The following is a 25,562-nucleotide window of genomic DNA, read 5'->3' as shown; positions in this document are numbered from 1 at the left end:
GGGAGTGTGTTTCGTGGTGGAGCAGCAGCGGTGCCTGGACGAGTTGTTCGCCGAACGGGCGGCGGCGACGCCGGAGCGCACGGCCCTGGTGTCCGGCGGTGAGCGGATGACCTACGCGCAGCTCGACGCCGCCGCCGACCGGCTGGCGTGCTCGCTGGTGGCCGCCGGCGCGGGCCCGGAGCGGTTCGTCGCGCTGGTGCTGCCCCGGTCGGCGGACCTGGTGGTCGCGATCCTGGCGGTGCTCAAGACCGGTGCGGGGTACGTGCCGCTGGAACCGGGCAACCCGCCGGACCGGATCGCCCGCGTGCTGGCCGACGCCCGGCCGGTCGTCTCGGTGGTGACGGCCGGGACCGCGGCGCGCGTGCCCGCCGACCACCCCGTGCTGGTGCTGGGCGGTCCGCAGGAGGACCGCCAGGCGCCCCGCCCGGTGCGTTCGCCCCTGAACCCGGCCTACGTCATCTACACCTCGGGGTCGACCGGCCAGCCCAAGGGGGTGGTGGTGCCGCACGCCAACGTGGTGCGGCTGCTGTCGTCCACCGCGCACTGGTACGGCTTCGGCGAGGAGGACGTCTGGCCGCTGTTCCACTCCGCCGCGTTCGACGTCTCGGTGTGGGAGCTGTGGGGTGCGCTGCTGCACGGCGGCACGCTGGTCGTCGTCCCGGACGACGTCGCGCGGTCGCCGCGCGACTTCCTGCGGTTGCTGGTCGAGCACCGGGTGACCGTGCTCAACCAGACCCCGTCGGCGTTCTACCAGCTGATGGCCGCGGAACGGGCGGAACCGGACCTGGGGCGGGAACTCGTCCTGCGGTACGTCGTGTTCGCGGGCGAGGCGCTGAACGTGGGCAGGCTCGCGGAGTGGTACGACCGGCACCCGGACACGGCGCCCGTCCTGGTCAACATGTACGGCATCACCGAGACCACGGTGCACGCCTCCTACCTCGCCCTGGACCGGGTCTCGGCCGCGTCGGCGCCCGGCAGCGTCGTCGGCGTGCCCGTCCCCGACCTCGCGTTCCACGTCCTCGACGACCGCCTGCGGCCCACCGAGGAGGGCGAGCTGTACGTGTCCGGTCCCGGTGTGGCGCGCAACTACGCCAACCGTCCTCAGCTGACCTCGGCGCGGTTCGTCGCCTGTCCGTTCGGTGCGCCGGGTGAGCGGATGTACCGCTCCGGCGACCTCGTGCGGCGACTGCCGGACAACGGCCTGGTGTACCTGCGGCGCACCGACGACCAGGTGAAGGTGCGCGGGTACCGGGTCGAGCCGGGGGAGGTGGAAGCGGTGCTCGGCACGCACCCGGCGGTGGACCAGGTGGCGGTGACGGCTCGGCGGGACCGGGGCGAGGAGGTGAAGCTCGTCGCCTACGTCGTGCCGGTCGGACCCGAGCCCGCGCGGCGCGAACTGCGCGACCTGGCTCAGGAGCGACTGCCGTCCTACATGGTGCCGGCCGCGTTCCACTACCTGCCCGCGTTCCCCCTGACCGTCAACGGCAAGCTCGATCGCCGCGCCCTGCCCGAACCCGTGCGCTCGGACAGCGTCGACGCCCGGTACGCGGCACCCCGCGACGACGCCGAGCGAACCGTGGCGCGGCTGTGGGGCGAGGTGCTCGGGCTGGACCGGGTGGGCGTGGACGACGACTTCTTCCAGCTGGGCGGCGACTCGCTGTCCGCGGTCCGGGTGTCGTCCCGCATCCGCGCCGCGTTCGGGGTCGACGTGCCCGTGCGGGCGCTGTTCGACGCGCCGACCGTGGCGGCGCTCGCCTCGCGGTTGTCGGAGGCGCACGCGGCGGACGTGATCCCGCGCGTGCCCGGCGACGGGCCGTTCCCCCTGTCGCCGGTGCAACTGCGGTTCTGGTTCTCCCACGAGCTGCAACCCGGCGGAACCGCCGACAACGTGCACGTGGGACGGGTGCTGCGCGGTCCGGTGGACGTGGCGGCGCTGCGGCGGGCGCTGCGCCGCCTGGTCGAGCGGCACGAGGCGCTGCGCACCACCGTGACCGAGGTCGACGGCCGCCCGCACGCGGTGGTCGGGCCCGCGACCGACGTGCCGCTGACCGTGGCGGACCACTCGGAGGCGGCCGTGCTCGCCGAGGTGGACACGCCGTTCGACCTGCGCACCGGGCCGTTGCTGCGCGCGGCGCTGTTCCGCCGCGGACCCGACGAGCACCTGCTGGTGCTCGGCGCGCACCACTTCGCCACCGACGGCTGGTCCACGCGTCTCCTGCTGGACGACCTCGACGCGTTCCGCGCCGACGACCGGGCCGACCTCCCGCCGGTGCGGACGCGCTACCGCGACTTCGTGCTCTGGCGGGAGAACGAGCGGGAGGAGCACCTCGCGTACTGGCGCGACCGCCTGGCCGGGCTTCGCCCGCTCGCGCTGCCCGCGGACCGGCCCAGGCCGGCCGTCCGGTCGGGCAGGGGCGCGGCGCACCGCTTCTCCCTCGACCGCGACCTGGTCGGCGCCCTGCGGGAGGTGGGCGCGGGCGCGGGGGCGACGCTGTTCATGACGCTGGTGGCCGCCTGCCAGGTGCTGCTGTCCCGGTACGCGGCGGAGGAGGACGTCGCGGTCGGCACGGTCGTCGCCGGGCGCGACCACCCCGACCTGGAGACCGTGGTCGGCCCGTTCATCAACACGGTGGTGCTGCGCTCGACCGTGACCGGTGGCACGCCCTTCACCGACTTCCTCACCGACGTCCGCACCACGGTCCTGGACGCGTTCGCCCACCGCGAGGTGCCCTTCGAGCGGCTGGTCGAGGAGTCGGGGGTGGAACGGGACCCCAGCCGCACGCCGCTGGTGCAGGCCCTGGTCGTGCTGCAGAACCCGCCAGCGGACGGGGGCGAGGTGGTGCTGTTGCCGCGCACCGGCGCGCAGTTCGACCTGACCCTGGAGTTCACCGAGCGCGACGGCGGGCTGGCCGTTTCGATCGAGCACAGCACGGACCTGTTCGGCCCGGACGCGGTCGAGCGGATCGAGAGGCACCTGCGCGTCCTGCTGCTGGGTGTCGCGTCGTCGCCGGGAACCCCGGTCGGCGACCTCCCGGTGCTCGACGCCGCCGAGTCGGGGGAGCTGCTCGTCGAGCGCAACGACACGGCGGTGCCGCTGGTGGACGACCGCGCCCTGCACGTGCGGGTGGCCGTCAACGCGCGGCTGCGGCCGGACGCGGTCGCGGTCGCGTCCGAGCACCGGTCCCTGACCTACGCCGAGCTGGACCGGTCGGCCAACCGGCTGGCCCACCGCCTGCTCTCGCTGGGCGCGGGCCGGGGCGAGCAGGTCGTGCTGTGCCTGGACCGCGATCCGCTGCTGGTGGTGGCCATGCTCGCGGTGCTCAAGACCGGGGCCGCCTACGTGCCGCTCGACCCCGACATCCCGCCGGCCCGCCTCGCGCACGTCGTGGCGGAGTGCGGCGCGCCGGTCCTGCTGGCCCCCGCCGGGCGGGTGGAGGGCGGGACGGCGGTGGTGGTCGACCCCGCCGACGACGGACCGTGGTCCGACCTCGACCCCGGGATCGTGGTCGAGCTGGACGAGCTGGCCTACGTCGTCTACACGTCCGGGTCCACCGGTGTCCCCAAGGGCGTGATGGTCTCCCACCGGGCACTGGTCGACTACTGCGCCTGGCACGTGCGCGCCTACGGCCTGTGGCCGGACGACCGGTGCTCCTCGGTGGTGGGGCTCGGGTTCGACGTGCTCGTCGGTGAGGTGTGGCCGACCCTGTGCGCCGGGGCCCGGCTGGACCAGCCGGACGAGGCCACGGTGAACGACCCGGCGGCGCTGGCGCAGTGGTTCGGCCGCGTCGGCACCACGGTCGCCTACCTGCCCACGCCGAGGGTCGAGTCCCTGCTGGACGACGAGGCCGTCCGGCGGACCGGACTGCGCGCGCTGCTGGTGATCGGCGACGCGCTGCGCCGCCGGCCGCCCGAGGGGCTGCCCTTCACCCTGGTCAACGTCTACGGGCCGGCCGAGTGCACGGTGGCCGCCACCCAGGCGGAGGTGCCGCCGGGGCGGGGGAGCGGGCTGCCGCCGATCGGCACACCGCTGGACAACACCGCCGCGTACGTGCTCGACGGCCGGCTGCACCCGGTGCCGGTGGGCGTGCCGGGCGAACTCCACCTCGCCGGCACCGGGCTGGCCCGCGGGTACCTGGCCCGGCCCGCGCTGACCGCGGCCAGGTTCACCGCGTGCCCGTTCGGTCCGCCCGGCACCCGGATGTACCGGACCGGCGACCTGGTCCGCTGGCTGCCCGACGGGAACCTGGAGTTCCTGGGCCGCACCGACCAGCAGGTCAAGCTGCGCGGGCACCGGATCGAGCCGGGCGAGGTGGAGAACGTCCTGGGCGGCCACCCGGACGTGGCCCAGGTCCTCGTCACCGTGCTGGGCCGGGGCGAGGACGGTGCGCGGCTGGTCGCCTACGTCGTGCCGGAACCCGGCGCGGAGATCCGCCCGACCGACCTGGCGGACCACGCCGCGCTCGTGCTTCCGCGCTACATGGTGCCCGCCGCGTTCGTCGCGCTGGAGCGGATGCCGTTGACCGCGAACGGCAAGATCGACCGTCGCGCGCTGCCCGTGCCCGAGCCCGCGCGCAGGCCCTACGCCGCCCCGACCACCGCCACCGAGACGGCTCTGGCGGGCATCTGGGCGGAGGTGCTGGGTGTGCCGTCGATCGGCGTGCACGACAACTTCTTCGAGCTGGGCGGCGACTCCGTGCTGAGCCTGCGCGTGGTCGCACTGGCGCGGCGCGCGGGGCTGCGGCTGAGCACGCGGGACGTGTTCCACCGGCAGACCGTCGCGGAGCTGGCGCCGGAGACGACCCGTCTCGCGGACGTCACCGGGGTCGTCAGGGGACCGCTCGACCCCGTGCTGCTCGACCGGCTGGCCGCCGACGGCGGACCGGTCGAGGACGTCTACCCGCTCACCCCCGTGCAGAGCGGGATGCTCTACCACGACCTCCTCCAGGGCGCCTACCACGAGTGCTTCCAGGTCGAGCTGACGGACATCACCTCCCCGGACCTGCTCGCGACCGCGTGGCGGCGCGTCGTGGCCCGCACGCCCGCGCTGCGCACGGACCTGCGCTGGGAGGGCCTGCCGGAGCCGGTGCAGGTGGTGCGCCGCACCAAGGACGTCCCGGTGGTCCAGCTGGACCGGCGGGGCCTCGACGCGGACGAGCGCGCGGTGCGGTCGGCGCCGATCTCCGGGGACGACCTCGTCCACGTCGTCCTCGCCCGGCTCGACGGCGACCGCGTCCGGGTCGTCTGGTCGTTCCACCACCTGCTGCTGGACGGCTGGAGCGCCTTCCGGGTGCTGGCGGACGTCCTCGCCGAGTACGACGGGCTCCTCGACGGCGTGCCGGTCGAGCCCGTGCCCCGGCGTCCGCACGCCGACCACGTGGCCTGGCTGCTCGCCCGTGACGCGTCGGGGGACGAGCCGTACTGGCGCGGCGTGCTCGACGGTCTGCCGGGGCGGACACCGCTGCCGTTCGACCGCCTGCCCGCGGCCGGGCACCGGCCCACCCCCTCCGGCAGGTCGTCGGTGGCGCTGCCCGAGGACGTGTCGCGGCGGCTCGCCCTCGTGGCCAGAGAACTCCGGGTCACGCTGAACACCGTCCTCCAGGGCGCGTGGGCACTGCTGCTGTCGCGCTGGGCGGGCGAGGCCGACGTCTGCTTCGGCGCCACGTCGGCGGGCCGGCCGGACGCCCTCGACGGGGTCGAGGACATGATCGGGCTGTTCATCACCACCCTGCCGGTCCGGGTCGGGGTGGACCCGGACGCCGACCTGGGCGACTGGCTGCGCGGTCTGCAGGCCGAACAGGTCCGGGCGCGCGAGCACGAGCACGTCGCGCTCGCGGACGTGCGCCGCTGGGCCGGGGGCGATGACCTGTTCGACAGCCTCCTGGTGTTCGAGAACTACCCCGACGTGGACGAGCGGCACGGCCTGCGCTTCGACGCGGTCGAGGCCGCCAACACCTCCCACTACCCGCTGCAGGCGATCGTGCGGGCCGGCACCGCCCTGTCGGTGCTGCTGACCTACGACCCCGACCTGTTCGACGCCGCCACCGTCGAGCGGCTGGCCGGTCACCTGGGTCAGCTGCTGCGCACCGTGGCCGCCGACCCGGCGCGCCGGGTGGGGGACCTGCCGATGCTGACACCGGCGGAGGAGGACGCCCTGCGGGAGTGGTCCGGGACCACCGACGGCGCCGGGACCGCCGGGGAGCGGGTGGACCTGGCGGTGGCCGAACAGGCGGGGCTGCGGCCCGACGCCGTGGCCGTGGTGCAGGAGGACCGGTCGATCACCTACGGCGAGCTGGACCGCCGGGCCAACCAGCTGGCCGCTCACCTCGTGGCGCGCGGCGTGCGCCGCGACGACCTGGTCGCCGTCGCGGTCGAGCGGGGCGTCGAGGCCGTCGTCGCCGTCCTGGGGGTGCACAAGGCGGGTGCGGGCTACCTGCCGCTCGACCCGGACTTCCCCGCGCCCCGGCTCGCCGACGTGCTCGACCAGGCGCGTCCCCGGCTGCTGCTGGCCCAGGAGCACCTGCTGGCCGACCTGCCCGACGTCGCCGCGCCCCTGGTGCTGCTGGACGGGGACCGGGTGCTCGTGGAGGCCCGGCCGGACGGCGACCCCGGCGTGTCGCGCGGCGGGGGAGACCTCGCCTACGTCACGTTCACGTCGGGTTCCACGGGGCGTCCCAAGGGCGTCCTGGTCGAGCACCGGGGACTGGCCAACGTGGTCTCCGAGGCCCACCGCGTCTACGGCCTGGGCCCGGACAGCCGGGTGCTCCAGTTCTACACGACGAGCTTCGACGCGGGCGTCTTCGAGGTGTTCGCGGCGCTGACCGCGGGCGCGACCCTGGTGATCGCCTCCGCGGGCGCCCGGCGCGACCCGGCGCAGCTGGTGCGGCAGCTGCGGAGCGGGGCGATCACCGCCGCCACCGTGCCACCGGCCGTGGTGAGCGCCGTGGACGCGGCCGAGGTCCCCGGTCTGGCGACCCTGGGGCTGGCCGGTGACGTCCTCCCGCCGGACACGGCCCGCGCGTGGGCGCCCGGTCGCACGCTGGTCAACGTCTACGGGCCCACCGAGGTCTCGGTGGCGGTCACGCTGCACCGGGTGTCCGCGCCCCCGCCGGGGAGCGCCGTGCCACTGGGACGGCCGATCCCCGGCACCCGCGGTCACGTCCTGGACGCCCGGCTCGCACCGGTGCCCGTGGGGGTGGTCGGCGAGCTGTACGTGGGTGGTGTCGGCGTCTCCCGCGGCTACCTGGGACGACCGGGAGCGACCGCGGCGTCGTTCGTCGCCGACCCGTTCGGGCCGCCGGGCGCGCGGCTGTACCGCACCGGCGACCTGGTGCGCCTGCTGCCGGACGGGAACCTCGCGTTCGCGGGCCGGGCCGACGACCAGGTGAAGATCCGCGGCTTCCGGGTCGAGCCGGGCGAGGTCGAGCAGCGGTTGCTGGAGCTGCCCGGCGTCGAGGAGGCCGCGGTGGTGGCGCGCGAGGACCGGCCGGGTGACCGCCGCCTGGTCGCGTACGTGGTGGGCGACCGCGGTGTGGACGGGCTGCGCGAGGCGCTGGCGGCTCTGCTGCCCGCCTTCCTGGTGCCGGCGGCCTTCGTGGCCGTGCCGGCGCTGCCGCTGGGGCCCACCGGGAAGGTCGACCGGTCGGCGCTGCCAGCGCCGGTCCGGGAGGAGGTGACCGCGTCGGCCTACCAGGCCCCGCGCGACGCGACGGAGGAGGCCCTGGTGCGGCTCTGGTCCGAACTGCTGCCCGCCGACCGGATCGGCGTGCACGACAACTTCTTCGACCTCGGCGGTGACTCCATCACCACCCTGCGGCTGATGTCGCGCACGAGCCGGACGTTCGGGGTGCCGGTGTCACCTCGCGACCTGTTCGACGCCCCGACCGTCGCCGACCTGGCCGCCCGCCTGCGCGCCAGGGCGCTGGCGGAGGGGCGGACCGCGTGACCGGCGCCACCGACTCGTCGCGCTGGTGGGCGGACCCGGCGGAGGACGAGGACGCGATCCCCGTGCTGGACGGCCCCGGACCGCACCCGCTCTCCCCGGCGCAGCAACGCCTCTGGTACGCGCACGAGGTGGATCCGGAGAGCGTCGAGTACAACGTGGTCCGGGTGCTCGAACTGCGGGGTCCGCTGGACGTCGCGGTGCTGCGGGCCGCGCTGCACGAGCTGGTGCGCAGGCACCCCGCGCTGCGGACGGTGTTCACCGACGACGGTCAGGTCGTCACCGATCGGACCGCGGTGGACTTCGTCGTGCTCGGCGCCCGCGACGGGAACGGCCTCACGGCGTCCGAAGTGGACGATCAGCTGACCGTCGAGGCGACCACGCCGTTCGACCTGCGCGGGGGACCGGTCTGCCGGTTCCGCCTGCTGCGTTCGGGACCGGAACGCCACCTGCTGGTGCTCGGCGCCCACCACGTCGTCGTCGACGGCTGGTCCCTGGACGTGATCGTCCGCGACCTGGCCGCGCTGCACGGCGGCGTCGAACCGCCGGCCCAGCGGACCCGGCTGGTCGACGTCGCCGCGTGGCAGCGGAACCGGGTGGCCGACGGGATGCGCGAGCAGGTCGAGTACTGGCGCGCGCGGCTGGCCGGACTGGAACCGGCCACGCTGCCCGCGGACCTCCCCCGCCCGCCGGTCCGCTCGGCCGCGGGGGCGCTGCACGTCTTCGAGGTGCCGCCGGAGGTGACCGCCCGCCTGCGCGAGGTCGCCCGCGACGAGCGGGCCACGTTGTTCACCCTGCTCGTCGCGGCCACCTGGGTGCTGCTGGCCCGGTGGACCGGCCGGGACGACGTCGCCCTGGCCACCGCGGTGGCCGACCGCGACCGCCCGGAGACCGAGGACCTGGTCGGGTTCCTGGTCAACACGCTGGTGCTGCGCGGCGAGGTGGACGAGTCGCGGCCCTTCACGGAGCTGCTGCGCACCGCGCGCGAGGAGGTGCTGGACGCCTTCGACCACCGCGAGCTGCCGTTCCAGCGGGTGGTCGAGGTGCTCCGGGTCGAGCGCGACCCGAGCAGACCTCCGCTGGCGGAGGTGTCGATCGCGCTGCACGCGGGCCCGCGGCCGGTGGTCCTGAGCCCGGGCCTGGTGGCCACGCAGGTACGGCCGCCGGTGCACGTGTCGTCGATGGACCTGGCGTTCGACCTGGTGGACCTGGGGGAGACCCTGGAGGGACAGCTCACCTTCACCACCGACCTGTTCACCTCGGCCACCGCCGCGCGGCTGGCCGGTCACCTGGTGACGCTGCTGACCTCCGTCGCCGCTCGTCCGGGCGCACGGGTGGCCGAGCTGCCCGTGATGGACGCCGCCGAGCGGTCGTGGGTCGACCGGCTGTCGGTCACCGGACCGGTCACCCCGGCCAGGGGGGTGGCCGACCTGTTCGCCGACCGGGTGCGCGCCGACCCGGCCGCCCCGGCGGTGCTGTGGGACGGCGGTGCGCTGACCTACGCCGAGCTCGACGCCCGGTCCACCGCGGTGGCCGGTCACCTCCGGGCTCGCGGCGCGGGCCCCGAACGGGTGATCGCGCTGGCTCTGCCGAAATCGGTCGACCTGGTGGTGGCGGTGCTCGCCGTGTTCAAGACCGGCGCCGCGTACCTGCCGCTGGACCAGGGGAGCCCGGCCGAACGCCTGCGGATGGTGGTCGAGGACGCCGAGCCGCTGCTGGCGGTCACCTCCGGGGCGACGGTCCACCCGCTGCCCCCGCACCTGCCGGTGCTCGACCTCGACGCGCCGGCCGGACCGGCACCGGCGCCCGGCGGACCGGTCGCCGTGCGCCCCGACCACGCCGCGTACGTGATCTACACCTCCGGTTCCACCGGCAGGCCGAAGGGCGTGGTGGTGACGCACGCCGGGATCGCCGGTCTCGTGGCCGCGCAGTCGGCGCACTTCCGCACCGGGCCGGGGGCGCGCGTGCTGCTGTTCGCCTCCGCGGGCTTCGACGCGGCCTTCGCGGAGCTGGGCACGGCCCTGCTGACGGGTGGCGCCGCGGTCCTGGGCGGTCCCGACGACCTGCTGCCGGGACGTCCCCTGGCCGAGCTGGTGGCGCGGCACGGCGTCACCCACCTCACCCTGCCGCCGAGCGCGCTGACCGCGATGCCGCCGGACGCGTTCCCGCCGGAGCTGACCCTGGTCGTGGCGGGCGAGGCGTGCCCGCCCGCCGTCGCCGCCACCTGGTCCGCCCGCCACCGGATGATCAACGCCTACGGTCCGACCGAGGCCACGGTGTGCGCCACGATGAGCGACCCGCTGACGCCGGCCGGCGGCGTGCCGGTGGGGCGCCCGCTGGCCGGCGTGCGGGTGCTCGTGCTGGACGACCGGCTGCGCCCGACCCCGGTCGGCGTCCCCGGCGAGGTGTACCTGGCCGGGCCCCACCTGGCCCGCGGTTACCTCGGCCGGCCGGGCATCACCGCCGAGCGGTTCGTCGCCGCGCCGGGCGGGCGCGTGTACCGCACCGGCGACCGCGGCCGGTGGCGGCCGGACGGCGCGCTGGACCACCTCGGCCGGGTCGACGACCAGGTCAAGCTGCGCGGCTACCGGATCGAGCTGGGCGAGGTCGAGGCCGCCCTGGTCCGCCACCCCGCCGTGACCGCCGCGGCCGTCGTGGTCCGGGAGGACTCCGTGGGCACGAGGCGGCTCGTCGCCTACGCGGTCACCGACCCCGGCACCGCCGCCGCCCTGCGGCAGCACGTGCGCGACCTGCTGCCCGAGCACATGGTGCCGTCGGTGGTCGTGCCCCTGGAGTCCCTGCCGCTCAACGTCAACGGCAAGGTGGACCGGGCGGCCCTGCCGGACCCCCGGCCTCGCGAGACGGGCGGGACCGCGCCGCGCAGCGACGCCGAGAGGGCACTGGCGCGGATCTGGTCGGAGCTGCTGGACGTGCCGGAGGTCGGCGTCGAGGACAACTTCTTCGACCTGGGCGGCGACTCCATCCTCGGCCTGCGGGTGGTCGCCCGCGCCAGGGACGCCGGTCTGCTGCTGACGGCCAAGCAGACCTTCCTGCGGCAGACCGTGGCCGAGCTGGCCGCGGTGGCGGTCCCCCTGGAGGTCGCCCGCGCCGACGAGCGTCCGGTGACCGGCGACGTGCCGCTCACCCCGGTGCAGCGCTGGTTCTTCGACGTGCTCGGCGACAGCGTGGACCGCTTCACCCAGGCGGTGCTGCTGGAGCTGGCCGACGACGTCGCCGACGACGCGCTGAAGGCCGCGGTCGACGCCCTCGTCGCCCACCACGACGCCCTGCGCCTGCGGGTCGCGTGGAGCGACGGCCACCGGGTGCTGCGGCACGCCGCCGACGCGTCGGCCGCGTTCTCGGTCGTGCGCGACGGGGACGTGGAGGCGATCACCGGGGCGGCGCGACTGGGCTTCGACCCGGAGGTGGGGCCGCTGCTGCGCGCGGTGCTGTTCCGCTCGGCGGGCCGCCCGCCGCAGCTGCTGCTGGTCGTCCACCACCTGGTCGTCGACGCCGTCTCCTGGCGCGTGCTGCTCGCCGACCTGCACACGGCGCACCGCCAGGTGCTGCACGGACGACCACTCGACCTCGGGCCGAAGTCGACCTCGTTCCAGGAGTGGGCTCTGCGGCTGGCCGCCCTGACGGTGCCGGACGAGGAGGCCCGGTACTGGGCGGCGGTCGAGGCGACCCCGGTTCCGCCGCTCCCGTGCGACGCCGACGGGCCGAACCGCGCCGGCGACATGCGCACGGTGACCGTCGAGGTCGACCAGGAGACCACCGCGGCGCTCCTGCGCGACGTGCCCCCGGCGTTCCGCACCAGGATCAACGACGTGCTGCTCGCCGCCCTCGGCCGGGCGCTCGCCGACTGGACGGGAGGCGACACCGTCTCGATCGCCCTGGAGGGGCACGGCCGGGAGGACCTGTTCGAGGACGTGGACCTGTCCCGCACGGTCGGCTGGTTCACCACCGTTCACCCGGTGGTGCTCCGCGTCCCGGACACGGGGGACTGGGGCGATCTCCTCAAGGGGGTGAAGGAACAGCTGCGGGCGGTGCCGCGCAACGGCATCGGCCACGGACTCCTGCGCACGCCCGCCACCGCGGTGCCGGAGGTGTCCTTCAACTACCTGGGCAGGGTGGGGGCGACCGAGGAGGAGGGCGCGCTCCACCGCAGCCTGACCACCGTCCAGGGCGGCGAGTACGCGCCGCGGCAGGAGCGTCCCCACCTCGTCGAGGTCAACGGCTCGCTGACCGGTGGCAAGCTGGTCGTCGACTGGTCGTACTCCGCCGCGCGCCACCGCCGCGCGACGATCGAGCGGGTCGCCACGGCGTTCACCTCGGCGCTGGCCGCGATGGCGGCGCACTGCGCCCGCCCCGACGCGGGCGGCGCCACCCCGTCGGACTTCCCGCTCGTGGAGCTGGACCAGGCGCAGGTGGACCGCGTCGTGGGGTCGGGCGCGTCCGCGCGGGCCGTGCGGGACGTCTACCCGCTGACGCCGACGCAGAGCGGCATGCTGTTCCACAGCCTGGCCGACCGGGCCAGGGACATGTACACCGGCCACTTCCGCGTCCGCGTCGACGGGGTCGCCGACCCGGAGGCGCTGGCCCGCGCGTGGCAGCGGGTGGTCGACCACACCCCCGCGTTGCGCACCTCGGTGGTCTGGCGGGACGTGCCGGAACCGGTCCAGGTCGTGCACACCGGCGTGCGGCTGCCCGTGGTCCACGACGACCTGCGCGCGATGACCGGTCCGCTGCGCGCGAACGCGCTCGCCGCGTTGTGGGAGCGGCAGCGGCGCACCCGGCTCGACCTCGCCGAGGCCCCCCTGCTGCGGTTGCGGATCGCCCGGTTGTCCGACACCGGCGTGGAGCTGTTCTGGAGCAGTCACCACATCGCGATCGACGGGTGGAGCTTCGCCCACGTGCTCTCCGACGTCTTCACCGCCTACGCGGGCGGCGACCTCCCCGCCCGCCCGGCCTACCGCGAGCACGTCGGCTGGTTGCTGGGACGCGACTCCGCCGCGGACGAGGAGCACTGGCGGTCCGTCGTCGGCGACCTCGCCGCGCCGACGCCACTGCCCTTCGACCGGCAACCGCTGGGAACGCACGCCGCCCGGTCGTCGCGGGAGTCGGTCGCCCGGTTGTCCGCCGGGAGGACCTCGGCCCTGCTCGACGCGGTGCGCGAGCGGCGGCTCACCCTCAACAGCCTGGTCCAGGGGGCGTGGGCGCTCCTGCTGTCCCGCTACGGCGGCGGAACGGACGTCTGCTTCGGCGTCACCACCTCCGGCCGTTCGGCCGGCCCGCCCGGAGTGGAGGACGTCGTCGGCCTGTTCGCCAACACCGTGCCCCTCCGGGTCTGCGTCGACCAGGACCGGCGGGTGGCCGACTGGCTGCGGGACCTGCAGGAGGCCCAGGCCGACGCGCGGGAGCACGAGCACGTCGCGCTGGCGCGCATCCAGCGGTGGAGCGCGCTGCCACCGGGACGCACGCTGTTCGACAGCATCGTGGTGTTCGAGAACTACCCCGCGAGCGAGGTGGCCGGCGTGCGGGTCGGAACCCCGACCGGCGACGAGCAGACCAACTACGCGCTGACCCTGACCGCCTACCTGGACCGCGGCTCGCTGCACCTGGACCTGGGGTACGACCCGCAGCTGTTCGACGAGACCACCGTCCAGCGGCTGCTCGGCCACCTGGAGGTGGTGCTGGAGGGACTGGCCGCCGCGCCGGACGCCCGGTTGGACCGGGTGCCGCTGTGCACGCCCGCCGAGGTGCGGCAGCTCACCGAGGAGTGGAACGACACCGCGGCGGACTTCCCCGCGCCGGTCCCGCTGCACGAGCTGTTCGCCCGGCGGGCCGCGGCCGCACCGGACCTGGTGGCCGTGCGCGCCGGGGCGGACGAGACGACCTACGCCGGGCTGGACGAGCGCGCCAACCGGCTCGCGCACCGCCTGGTGGCGCTCGGCGTGCGGCCGGGTGTGCTGGTCGGGGTGTGCGCGGACCGGGGCGTGGGCGTGGTGGCCGCGCTGCTGGCGGTGCTCAAGGCGGGAGGCGCGTTCGTGCCGGTGGACCCGTGGCACGCGACCGAGCGGCTGCGCGCCGTGCTGGCCGACTCGGCCGCGCCCGTGGTGATCACCGAGCGGCGGTTCGACCCCGTGCTCGCCGGGTACGCGGGTGCCGTCGTCCACCTGGAGGACCCGTTCGACGACCTGCCGGCCACGCCACCGGACGTGGCCGTGGCCCCGGAGGACCTGGCGTACCTGTGCTACACCTCCGGCACGACGGGTGCGCCGAAGGGCGTCATGGTCGAGCACCGGCACGTCCACCACATGGCGTGCGCCTGGGACGCCCGGCACGGGCTCTCGGGGAACTCCCCGGTCGTGCTGTCGGTGTCCAGCCTGTCGGTCGACCTGTTCTTCGCCGACTTCGTGCTCGCGGCCCTGTTCGGCGGCCGGATGGTGGTGTGCCCGCAGGACCGGGTCGCCGACCAGGTCGCGCTGGCCGACCTGCTGGTGGAGTCGGGCGCCACGACGATGGTCACGGTGCCCGCGCTGGCCAGGGCGATCGCGGCGGAGTTCGCGTGGCGCGGCGAGTCGCCGTCGGCGCTGCGGTTGCTGATGGTGGGCTCCGAGGCGTGGCCGGTCGACTCCGCGAAGGAGGTGCTGGCCGGCTTCGCGCCGGGCACGGCCGTGGTCAACGCCTACGGCTCCACCGAGACGACCGTCGACTCCACGGCCTTCCGCGTGGACCGGGGCCCGTCCGGCGACGCCGCGCACGTCCCGATCGGCACACCGCTGGCCAACACGTGGATCGCGGTGCTGGACGAGCGCCTGCGCCCGGTCCCCACCGGGGTGGTCGGGGAGTGCTACATCGGGGGCGCGGGCGTGTCGCGCGGCTACTGGAACCGCCCCGGCCTGACCGCGCGGCGCTTCGTCGCCGACCCGAACGCGCGAGAACCGGGAACCCGGATGTACCGCACCGGCGACCTGGCGCGGTGGCGCGCGGACGGCAACCTGGACTGCCTGGGCCGCGTGGACGACCAGGTGAAGGTGCGGGGCTTCCGGGTCGAGCTGGGCGAGGTCGAGTCCGCGCTGATCCGGCACCCGGCCGTGGCGGCGGCTGCCGCGACGCTGCACCGCACCGCGGACGGCCACGCGCGGCTGGTGGCCCACGTGGTCCCGGCCGGTGGTCCGGAGCTCCCGGTCGCCGACCTGCGGGACTTCCTCGGGGACCTGCTGCCCCCGGCCGCGATCCCGTCGGCGTTCGTCGGGATCGCGGCCCTGCCGCTCACCGCGGGGGGCACGGTCGACCGGCGGAGCCTTCCCGCGCCCGGCGACCTCTCCGCGCCGGCCGTCGAGCACGTGCCGCCGAACGGTCCGGCCGAGGAGCTGCTCGCCGAGATCTGGTCGACCGTGCTGGGAGTTCGCGGGCCCGGTGTGCTCGACGACTTCTTCGACCTGGGCGGGGACTCGATCCTCGGCATCCGGGTGATCTCGGGCGTCCGCCGGGCCTTCGGGGTGGCGCTGTCGCCGAGGCAGCTGTTCGACACGCCCACGGTGCGCGGCCTGGCTCGCGCACTGGCCACGACGACCCCGGAGGCCGCTCCGATCGCGCGTCGCCGCGCGACCGGGCCCGCGCCGCTGTCGTCGGCGCAGGCGCGGCTGTGGTTCCTCGCCGACTTCGACCCGGACAGCAGCGAGTACGCGATCGTGACGGCGCTGCGGCTGCACGGCGCCGTCGACGTGGAGGCGTTGCGCACGGCGCTGGACGCGGTGTGCGCCCGGCACGAGCCGCTGCGCACGACGTACCGGTCGGTCGACGGCCGCCCGGTGGCGGTCGTGCACCCGCCCGCGCCCGTGCCGCTGCCGGTGGTCCGGGCCGCCGGGGCCGAGGTGCTCGACCACGTCGCCGCCCAGCCGTTCGACCTGCTCCACGGGCCGGTGCTGCGCGCGTCCCTGATCCGGTCCTCCGCCGACGAGCACGTGCTGTCGCTGGTGGCGCACCACATCGCCGTGGACGGGTGGTCGACCGACGTGCTGGTCGCCGAGCTGAGCGCCGCCTACGCCGCCGCGCTGCGGGGAGAGGCGGTCGAACTGCCGGAGCTGCCGGTGACCTACTCGGACTACGCGGCCTGGGAGCAGGAGAGCGGGGCACGGGCCGACGGCTACTGGGTCGACCGGCTCGCGGGAGTCCGCCCGCTGGCGCTGCCGATCGACCGGCCGCGTCCGCCGGTGCGCGTCGCCGACGGCGCGATGCTGCTGGTCGACGTCGACGGCGAGGTGCTGCGGGGGTTGCGCGCGCTGGCCCGGCGGCACGACGCGACGCTGTTCATGGCGCTGGTGGCCGCGGTGACCACCCTGCTCGCCCGCTGGTGCGGGCAGGACGACCTCGTGGTGGGCACCCCCACGTCCGGGCGCACCCACCGGGAGCTGGAGGGCCTGGTCGGCCTGTTCGTCAACACCGTGCCCCTGCGGACCCCGGTCGATCCGGACCGCGGGTTCGCCGAGCACCTGGCGCTCGTGCGCGAGGTCGTGCTGGAGGCGTTCGTGCACGAGGTCCCGTTCGACCGGGTGGTCGACGCGCTGCGCCCGCAGCGCGATCCGAGCCGCAACGCGGTGGTGGAGGTCGTCGTCGGCCTGGAGGTCGACCGGGCCGGCACACCGGAGTTCGCCGGGTTGCGGGTGGAGCCGCTGGTCCTGGTGCCCTCCCAGGTGAGCCACGACCTGAGCTTCGACTTCGTCGAGAGCCGGGACGGGCTGAAGGTGGCGGTCGGCTACGCCACGACCCTGTTCGACCCGGAGACGGCGCGGTCGGTGGCCGACGACCTGGTGTCGTTGCTCAGGACGGTGGTCGCCGATCCGGGGACCACTCCCGCCGGGCTGGTCCTGACGAGCGGTGCGGCCGTGCGGGACCTGCCGGTGGCCGAAGCGGTGGCCACCGCCGGGTACGTCGCGCCCAGGACCGAGGCGGAGCAGGTCGTGGCGGAGGTCTGGGCCGGGGTCCTCGGGCTCGACCGGGTCGGGGTCGAGGACAACTTCTTCGACCTGGGCGGCGACTCGTTGCTGAGCATCCAGGCCGTGCAGCGCGTGCGTCGGGCGGGCTTGGCCGTGACCACGCGGGACCTGTTCGTGCACCAGACCGTCACCGGTCTCGCCGCGGTGGCCGCACGGCCCGCGAGCACCGTCCCCGAGGTCGTGGTCGAGGTCGCGCCGCTCGCCCCCGCGCAGGCCGCCTACCTCGCCGCTGATCCCGTGGCGCCGCACCACTTCACGCAGTCCGTGCACGTCGAGCTGGACCCCGGCGTGGACGAGGCCGCGCTGGAGGCCGCCGTGGTGGCGCTGGTCGCTCGTCACGACGCCCTGCGCACCAGGTTCGAGGCGGGGCGGCAGCGGGTGGCGCCGGTGGAGCGGGTGCGCCTGCGGCGGCACGACCTGAGCGGCCTGACCGAGCGGGCCGCGGCCGCCGAACTGGACCGGCTGGCGGCCGAGGCCGACGCGAGCCTCGACCTGACGGCGGGCCCGGTGGTGCGCGCGCTGCTGTTCGACCTCGGCAGCACGCGGCGGCTGTTCCTCACCGCGCACCACCTCGTCGTGGACGCCGTGTCGTGGCAGGTGCTCCTCGCGGACCTGGAGGCCCTCTACGAGGGCGCGGACGCCGGTTCCCGCGCGCCCTCCTTCTCCCGGTGGGCGCAACGCCTGGCGGCGCACGCGGAGACCGGCGCGTTCGACCACGAGCTGGACCACTGGGAACGACTGCCGGTGCCCGCGCCTCTTCCCCGCGACGGGGACGGGCCGAACCTGGCGGGTGCGGCGGCCGCGGTCGCGGTCGAGCTGGACGAGGCCGAGACGGAGGCGCTGCTGCGCCGCGCCCCCGGAGTGTTCCGCGCGCGCGTGGACCACGTGCTGCTGGCCGCGCTCGCCCGGACCCTCGGCCGCTGGACCGGAGACCGCACCGTCGTGGTCGACCTGGAGGGGCACGGCCGGGAGCACCTGTTCGACGACCTCGACGTCTCCCGCACGGTCGGCTGGTTCACCTCGGTGTACCCGGTCGCGCTGGACGTGCCCGCGCCGGAGGACTGGGCGGCGTCGGTGCGCTCGGTGCGGTCGCGGCTGCGGGAGGTGCCCGGCAACGGCCTGGGGTACGGGGTGCTGCGCCACGTGCGGGACCGGCTGCGCGACCGGCCGGACCCCGAGGTGGTGTTCAACTACCACGGCCGCGACGGCGTGCTGGAGAGCGCCCTGTACCGGCGGTTCCTGCCACCGGTGGGACGTGAGCGGGACCCGGCCGGGCGGGCCGACCACCTGCTGGAGGTGGTGGGCGTGGTGCGGGAGGGCAGGTTGCGCTTCGAGTGGCACCACTCGGTGGACGTGCACCGCCACGAGACCGTGCTGGCCCTCGCCGAGGACTTCCGGGACGCGCTGCGGGACGTCGCCGGGCGGGTGCGCCGTGCCTGACCCGTTGGCGGACGACCTCGCCGAACTGGCCGACCGGCACGGCGTGCCGGGCGCGCAGCTGGGCCTGCGGCGCGGTGACGAGGTCGTGTCGCTGGCCGTGGGGCTCGGCCGCGACGAGGCCGTGCCGCTGGGCTCGCTCACCAAGCCCTTCACCGCGGCGCTGGTCCTCGCCCTGGTGCAGGACGGCGACGTCGACCTCGACGCGCCGCTGGCCGACCAGTTGCCGCACTTCGCGCCGGGGGCGGCGGTGACCGCCCGCCACCTGCTGAGCCACACCTCGGGCCTGATGTCCGACGTGCCCGCCGAGGACGGGCCGGCGGGGGGCCGACGGGCGTGGGTGGCCACCTGCCCGGAGGAGACCGTGCACCCGCCGGGCACGGTGTTCTCCTACTCCAACGTCGGGTACCTCGTCGCCGGGCACCTGGCCGAGGAGATCACCGGGATGGAGTGGGCCGACGCGGTGACGGCGATCGTGCTGGACCCCCTGGACGTCCGGCCGGGATTCGTGCCGGGGCCGTCCGAACGCCCGGTCGCGGTGGGGCACTCCGCGCTCGGCGCCCGGATCGTGCCGGTGGCCGAGCACGATCTGACCGAGCTCGAGGCCCCCACCGGGGCGTTGGCCCTGAGCGCCGACGACCTGCTCGCCTTCGTCGCGGGCTGCCGGGGTGACGTGGGCGAGGCGATGCGCGCCGACGCCCTGGCCGGGGTGGAGATCGGCCCGTACGGCATGGCCGACGGCTGGGGCCTGGGGTGGGCCCGGTACGACGGCGGGTGGCACGGCCACGACGGCACCGGTCCGGGCACGTCGTGCCACGTGCGGTTCGACCGCGACAGCGCGGTGGCGCTGACCACCGTCGCCAACACCGGGGCCGCGCTGTGGCGAGACCTGGTGGCCCGGTTGCGCGCGCGGGGGTTCCCGGTCGGCGACCACCCGCCGCCACCGGGACGGGCCGTGGCCCCGCCACCGGGGTGCGCCGGCAGCTACGCCAACGGGGACGCGGTGTTCTCGGTCGCCGACGGGCCCGACGGCCTGGTGCTGTCCCTCGACGGGCGACCGCACTCCGACCTGACCTGCCACGGGGGTCTGCGGTTCACGCTGAGGGAACGCGCCGCCGGCCGGGTGCGCCACGCGGGCCGGTTCGTCGCGGGGCCGGACGGGATCGAGCACCTGCAGCTGACCGGCAGGCTCGCGCGGCGGGTGCGGTGACGGTCGCCCGCGCCCGCACCGGGCGCTGGAGGGCGGTGCGGTCGCGGTGAGCACCCGTCCCGCTGTCGTGCCCCTGTCGCGGAACCGCGACTACACCGTCCTGTGGACCGGCCAGCTGTGCTCCGAACTGGCCGTCGAACTGGTCCTCGTCGCGCTGCCGCTGCTGGTGCTCGCCCGCACGGGATCGGCGCTCCAGGTCGGCGTGGTCGGTTCCGCGCTCGCCACCGCCACCCTGCTCGCGGCGATCCCGGCGGGGAGCGCCGTGGACCGCTGGGACCGCCGCACGCTCCTGCTCTGCTGCCAGGCGGGCCGGGTGGCAGCGCACGCGACCCTGGTCGTGGCGCTGGTGGGCGGTGGCTTCCCCCTGGCCCTGGTCCTGATCGCGCTGGTCGTCGAGGGCGTGCTCGGCTCCGTCTTCGACCCCGCCGAGCACGCCGCGCTCCCGTCGGTCGTCCCCGCCCCGCAGCTGCCGCTGGCCGTGGCGCGCAACGCCGCCCGGCCCTACCTCGCGACCCTGCTCGGTCCGGCGCTGGCCGGCCTGCTGTTCACGCTGGACCCGGTCTGGCCGTTCGCCGCCGCCCTGGCCGTCCTGGGACTCTCCGCGGCCGGTCTCCTGCTGCTCCGCCTGCCCGCGAGGCCCGCGGCGCGGACGCCGCTCGGCCGCGGCGGAACCGGTGCGGGCCTGCGCTGGGTGTGGCGGACCCGGTCGATCCGCGCCACGCTCGTCTGGCAGGCGCTCACGAACCTCGTCTTCAACGCCGTGGTCGTGGTGGTGCTGGCGCTGTCCCACGAGAACGGCGCGAGTTCCGGCGAGCTCGGGCTGGTGGTGGCGTGCCTGGGCGCGGGCGGTGTCCTCGGCGCGCTCGTCGCGGCCAGGGTGTCGACCGCGCTGCCCCCCGCCGCGGCCGTGCTGGGCTTCGCCTGGCTGGTCACCGTCGCGGTCGGTGCGATGGCGTTCGTCCCCGCCGGTCTGCCGGCGGGCCTGCTGCTCGGCTGCGCGGCCCTGCTCGCGCCCGTCGCGAACACCGCGGTGTCGACCCACCAGCTCGTCGTGACCCCCGACGAGCTGCGCGGGCGGATGAGCGCCACGTGCGGGTTCGGCACCGGTGGCGCGGCGGCGGCCGGACCCGTCCTGGGCGGGGCGCTGGTCGCCGCCACCGGCGACGGCGGGACGGCGCTGGCGCTGTGCGCCGTCGCCTTCGGCCTCCTCGCCGCGGGGGCCACGGCGAGCCGCACCCTGCGCCGTTTCGCCGGTTGAGCAATTTCACTTCCCAGTCAAGGTGGTGGAACCGCCCGTGCGGCGTCAGCAGACTCGCGGAGGACGGAACCACGGCGCGTTGAGGGGGCTGCAGTGCTGACTGTGCAACTCGGGGCCGAGGAGGTCGCCGCGATCGGGGTGATCGTGGACGAACTCGCCGCACGCCACGACACCGTCGAGTCCAGCCGGTTCCACGAGGAGAGCCGGCTCCTCGCCGACGAGCTGCCGCGCGAGGTGCGGCGGGCGCTGCACTCGTACCGCTTGAACGAGGACAGCGGCACGCTGGTGGTGTCGGGTCTGCCGGTGGACGACGACAAACTGGGCCCGACGCCCGGCGACTGGCGGGAGCGGCCCACGCCGTCGCCCTCGCTGCGCCAGGACATCGCCTTCTTCCTGCTGGCCAGCGTGCTCGGCGAACCGATCGCCTGGGCCACCCAGCAGGACGGCCGGATCATGCACGACGTCTTCCCCATCAAGGCGTTCGCGCACGACCAGATCGGCTGGGGCAGCGCCGAGGACCTCACCTGGCACACCGAGGACGCCTTCCACCCGCTGCGCACCGACTACCTGGGCCTGATGTGCCTGCGCAACCCCGACGGGGTGGAGACCACCATCGGCGAGGTCTCCGACGTCGAGCTGGACGAGGAGACCCGGCGGGCCCTGCAGGGCGAGCGGTTCTTCCTGCTGCCCGACGACTCCCACCGCCTGGACGCGACCGGCGCCCCCGGCGAGGACGAGCGGATCGCCGAACTGCGGGAGCGCAGCCTGCGCCGGGTGGAACGCGCGCTGGCCGAGCCGGAGCGGGTGGCGGTGCTGTTCGGCGACCCGCGGTCCCCGTACGTGCGCATCGACCCGCACTACATGCGGGGTGTGCAGGGCGAGGTCGAGCAGCGCGTGCTGGACACCGCGGTCGGGGCGTTCGACGCGGTGATGACCGGCGTCGTGCTGAAACCGGGTGACGTGTGCTTCGTCGACAACTACCGGGTCGTCCACGGCCGCAAGCCGTTCCGGGCGCGCTTCGACGGCACCGACCGCTGGCTGCGCCGGCTGAACGTCACGCGGGACCTGCGCAAGTCGCGCAGCAGCCGCGTCGACGCCGCGTCCCGCGTGATCTTTTGATGGGCGTGCAGTCCCACACCCGGCGGTGGCGGCGCGGTGTGGTGCAGGACGTGGCGCCGGAGGGCGTGGTCGACCTCGGTCCCGGCTACCTCGACCCGGCGGTGCTGCCCGTGGCCCTGCTGCGCGAGGCGTACGCCGTCGCGTTCGCCGAGTACGGGGCCGCGGCGCTGAGCTACGGCCACGACTCCGGCGCGCTCGACCTGCGCGCGCCGCTCGCCGCCAGGGCCGGGTGCGACGTCGACGAGGTCGTGATCACCGCGGGCACCTCCCAGGCGCTGCACCTGCTCGCCACCGCGCTCGCCCGGCCCGGCGACACGGTGCTGGTGGAGAGGCAGGGCTACGACTTCGGACAGCGCATCCTCACCGACTGCGGGCTGCGCACGCGCGCCGTGCCCGGTGACGCCTCCGGGATCACCCCGGAGGCGCTGGAGGAGGAGCTGGCCGGGGTCCGGCCCGCCTTCCTGTACGTCCAGCCGACCTTCCACAACCCGACCGGCCGGGTCGTCCCCGAGTCGCGCAGGCGCGAGCTGCTGGCGGTGGCGCGGCGGCACGGCCTGCTGGTGGTGGAGGACGACGCGTACGGCGAACTGCGGCTCGGCCCCGACCCGGTGCCGCCGCCGCTGTCGGAACTGGCGGGCAACCGGGGTGTGGTGCGGCTGTGCTCGTTCTCCAAGGTGCTCGGCCCCGGTCTGCGGGTGGGCTGGCTGATCGCGGAACCGGAACTCGCGGCCGAGCTCACCGCGCACGGGCTGTTCGTCAGCGGCGGCTGCGTCAACCACACGACCTCGCTGGCCGTGGCGACCCTGCTCAACGGCGGGGCGTACGACCGGCACCTGGCCGACCTCCGCGTCCGGCTGCGCACGCGGCGCGACGCGCTGCTGGGTGCCCTGCCCGCCCCGGTCACCGCACCCGGGGGCGGGTTCTTCGCCTGGCTGCCGGCCCCGCCGGGCCACCGGGAGGTCCACCTGCTCGCCGCCGCCGCCCGCGCCGGGGTCCGGGTGTCGGCCGGCTCGCGCTTCGGCTCGTCCGCCCCGCCGGGAATCCGGCTGGCCTACAGCTTCAACCCACCCGACGTGCTGGCGGCGGCGGGGCGTCGTCTGGCCGACGCGTGGCCCCGACCGCTCGACCCCGCGCCGCACGAGTTGTAGAGGAGCAAGGTGTGACTGCCGACGCCGCCACGACGCTCACGGGGTACAGCCTCCCGCTCTCCCCGTCGGGCCGCGCCTCCATGCTCACCCCGCCGCCGTGGCACTTCTCCGGTGACGTCCTCATGGTGGACTACCGGGTCGACCCCGCCGCCGCGGCGGCGTTCCTGCCGCCGGGGCTGGACCCCGGACCGGACCCCGGCGCCGCGGCCGCCGTCTTCGCCCAGTGGCAGTGGTGCTCCGGGGACGGCGCCGAACGCGCCGACCCGGCGCGCAACCAGTTCGGCGAGTTCCTGGTGCTGCTCGCGTGCGAGTTCCGCGGCAGGCCGATGGCGCGCTGCCCGTTCGCGTGGGTCGACCAGGCGGTGCCGATGGTGCGCGGCTGGGTGCAGGGGATGCCCAAGCAGTTCGGCGTGATCCACCAGAGCAGACCGGCGGCGGTCGGCGCGGGAGGACCGCGGCTCGGCGCCGGTGGCCGGTTCGCCGGTCAGCTCTCGGTCTTCGGGCGGCGCGTGGTGACCGCGTCGGTCGAGCTGGAGGGGCTGGCGGAGCAGCCGCCGCCCCTGCACACCGTGCCGCTCGCGCACACGCTGCACCTGCCGGACTGGGACGGGACGGGGGGTCTCACCGAGCGGCTGGTCGCCTCGGAGGTGGGGGAGGTCGCGTTCTCCGAGGTGTGGAGCGGATCGGCGCGGCTGGACTTCGACGACGTGGCGGGAACCGACTTCGCCGCGCTCGCGCCGGTGGAGGTGGGGCGCGGCCACGTCTTCGCGTACGGGGAGACGCTGCTCGGCGGAAGACCGCTCGGGCAGCCCGCTTAGCACGGACGATCACGGGGGGCTCAGTGCTACGGATTCACTTCACGGTGGGAGACCTGGCGAAGCTGCGGATGGTGACGGGACTCGGCCCCACGGCCGAGAGCGTCTTCGCGCTCAACCTGCTGGCGCGCAACGACGACGCCGCGGTGCGACCGTGGGGGCGGCGGGTGCGGAGCGAGTGGGCGGGCGTGACCGGTTTCGACCGGTTGCTGCGCGAGCACGCCCCGCACCCCGCGCTGCTGGAACGGTTGTCCTCACCGGGCATCCTGACCGGGGCGGGGCGGGCTCCCGGTCCGACACCGCTGGGCCGTGCGGCGTTCGTCGCCTTCCGGCACGCGGAGGTGCTGCCCTCGTGGGCCGACATCAGCAGCCAGTTCGAGCAGGTCCGCGCCGCCAGGGGACGCATCGTCATCGCCAACGGCATCGAGGGGCTGCTGTCGTCGCTGCACCCGAGGGTGCACTGGAACCCGCCGGTGCTGGAGATCCACCGCGGACCCGACGCCGACGTGCGGCTCGGCGGGCGGGGACTGCAGCTGAGCCCGGCGTTCTTCCTGCACAACCGAACCTGCCTGTTCGTCGAGTCGCTCGGCGGCAGCGGACCGCCCACGCTGGTGTTCTCGATCGGCGACGCGACCCGGCTCCCGCTGGCCAGGCCCGCGAAACCGGACGAGCAGGCACTGGGGGACCTGGTCGGGCACACGCGGGCCGCCGCGCTGCGCACCCTCACCGCGCACTGCACCACGGGAAGCCTCGCCGAGCGGCTGGGGATCTCCCTGGCCGGCGCGAGCAAGCACGCGGCCGTGCTGCGCCGGGCCGGCCTGATCACGACGGAACGGCGGGGCAACTCCGCGCTGCACGCGCTCACGCCGCTGGGGCTGGCGCTGCTGGAGAGCCCGCAGTCGAGACGGTCCGCGTCCGAGCCGGGCGGTTCCCTCCCCCCGCTCAGGGCGATGTGACACAATCACTCGCTGTGACCATCCGGCTGCTGATCGCCGACGACCAGGACATGGTCCGGCGCGGGATGCGCCGGGTGCTGGACAGCCAGCCGGACATGGAGGTCGTCGGCGAGGCGGCCGACGGGCTCACCGCGCTGGAGCAGGCCCAGCGGCTGCGGCCCGACGTGGCGCTGCTGGACGTCCGGATGCCGAGGATGGACGGCCTGGAGGTCACCCGGCAGCTCGCGGGCCCGGACGCCGTCGTGCCGGTGCGCGTGGTCGTGGTGACCACCTTCGACCTGGACGAGTACGTCTACCCGGCGCTGCGCCACGGCGCGTCCGGCTTCCTGCTCAAGCGCTCCGGTCCGGCGCTGCTGGTCGAGGCGGTGCGGGCGGCGGTCAACGGCAACAGCCTGATCAGCCCGTCGATCACCGTGCGGCTGCTGCGTCACGTCGTGGACGCCAAACCCGACCGGCGGGCGCTGGCCGAGCCGCTGACCGAGCGCGAGATCGAGATCGCGGGCAAGGTGGCGGAGGGGCAGACCAACGCCGACATCGCGACGCTGCTGTTCATCTCCGCGGGCACGGTCAAGACGCACGTCGCCGCCATCCAGCGCAAGCTCGGCGTGCGCAACCGCGTCGGCATCGCCGTGTGGGCGCACGAGATGGGTTACGCGACCAGGCAGGGGTTCTGAG

Annotated in this window: 9 protein-coding genes; all 9 read left to right on the top strand. The window is 75.4% G+C overall.

What is annotated here, in order from left to right:
• The first annotated feature begins 13 nt into the window (after nt 1-13).
• The 9 genes from IMZ35_RS21195 to IMZ35_RS21155 all read left to right on the top strand — a co-directional run bounded on the left by IMZ35_RS21195 (nt 14) and on the right by IMZ35_RS21155 (nt 25,561).
• On the top strand, nt 14-7,942 hold the full coding sequence (locus IMZ35_RS21195; RefSeq protein WP_199442872.1) for a non-ribosomal peptide synthetase: 7,929 nt from the start codon (nt 14-16) through the stop codon (nt 7,940-7,942).
• A complete protein-coding gene (locus IMZ35_RS21190; RefSeq protein ID WP_199442871.1) occupies nt 7,939-18,384 on the top strand; it encodes a non-ribosomal peptide synthetase in 10,446 nt (3,481 codons plus the stop codon). Before IMZ35_RS21195 ends, IMZ35_RS21190 begins: the two co-directional genes overlap by 4 nt.
• Nucleotides 18,377-19,591 carry a serine hydrolase domain-containing protein gene (locus tag IMZ35_RS21185; RefSeq protein WP_199442870.1) on the top strand — a complete coding sequence of 405 codons (1,215 nt, stop codon included), beginning with the start codon at nt 18,377-18,379 and terminating at the stop codon, nt 19,589-19,591. Before IMZ35_RS21190 ends, IMZ35_RS21185 begins: the two co-directional genes overlap by 8 nt.
• Nucleotides 19,592-19,637: 46 nt before the next feature.
• Entirely contained in the window at nt 19,638-20,849 is a 1,212-nt protein-coding gene (locus IMZ35_RS21180; protein WP_199442869.1) for an MFS transporter, read from the top strand.
• 93 nt (nt 20,850-20,942) lie between these two features.
• Nucleotides 20,943-21,968 carry a guanitoxin biosynthesis L-enduracididine beta-hydroxylase GntD gene (gntD, locus tag IMZ35_RS21175; RefSeq protein WP_199442868.1) on the top strand — a complete coding sequence of 342 codons (1,026 nt, stop codon included), beginning with the start codon at nt 20,943-20,945 and terminating at the stop codon, nt 21,966-21,968.
• Entirely contained in the window at nt 21,968-23,116 is a 1,149-nt protein-coding gene (locus tag IMZ35_RS21170; protein ID WP_199442867.1) for an aminotransferase class I/II-fold pyridoxal phosphate-dependent enzyme, read from the top strand. The genes gntD and IMZ35_RS21170 overlap by 1 nt, the downstream gene beginning before the upstream one ends.
• An 11-nt stretch (nt 23,117-23,127) precedes the next feature.
• On the top strand, nt 23,128-23,934 hold the full coding sequence (gene mppR, locus IMZ35_RS21165; protein ID WP_199442866.1) for an enduracididine biosynthesis enzyme MppR: 807 nt from the start codon (nt 23,128-23,130) through the stop codon (nt 23,932-23,934).
• A gap of 44 nt (nt 23,935-23,978) precedes the next feature.
• Nucleotides 23,979-24,887 (top strand): ArsR/SmtB family transcription factor, encoded by a 909-nt coding sequence (locus IMZ35_RS21160; RefSeq protein ID WP_199442865.1) that lies wholly within the window; start codon nt 23,979-23,981, stop codon nt 24,885-24,887.
• A 50-nt stretch (nt 24,888-24,937) separates the two neighbouring features.
• Nucleotides 24,938-25,561 (top strand): response regulator, encoded by a 624-nt coding sequence (locus tag IMZ35_RS21155; protein WP_229372889.1) that lies wholly within the window; start codon nt 24,938-24,940, stop codon nt 25,559-25,561.
• The last annotated feature ends 1 nt before the right edge of the window (nt 25,562 follow it).

The sequence above is a fragment of the Umezawaea beigongshangensis genome (assembly GCF_016464305.1).
GTDB lineage: Bacteria > Actinomycetota > Actinomycetes > Mycobacteriales > Pseudonocardiaceae > Umezawaea_A > Umezawaea_A beigongshangensis.
Note: the sequence above shows the minus strand (reverse complement) of the source record. Positions and strands in the feature narration are given on the sequence as shown.

Bases quoted from the DNA above. Each gene is read 5' to 3' on its own strand.
- IMZ35_RS21170 (WP_199442867.1), top strand. From the start codon at position 21,968: ATGGGCGTGCAGTCCCACACCCGGCGGTGGCGGCGCGGTGTGGTGCAG.
- IMZ35_RS21155 (WP_229372889.1), top strand. From the start codon at position 24,938: ATGGTCCGGCGCGGGATGCGCCGGGTGCTGGACAGCCAGCCGGACATG.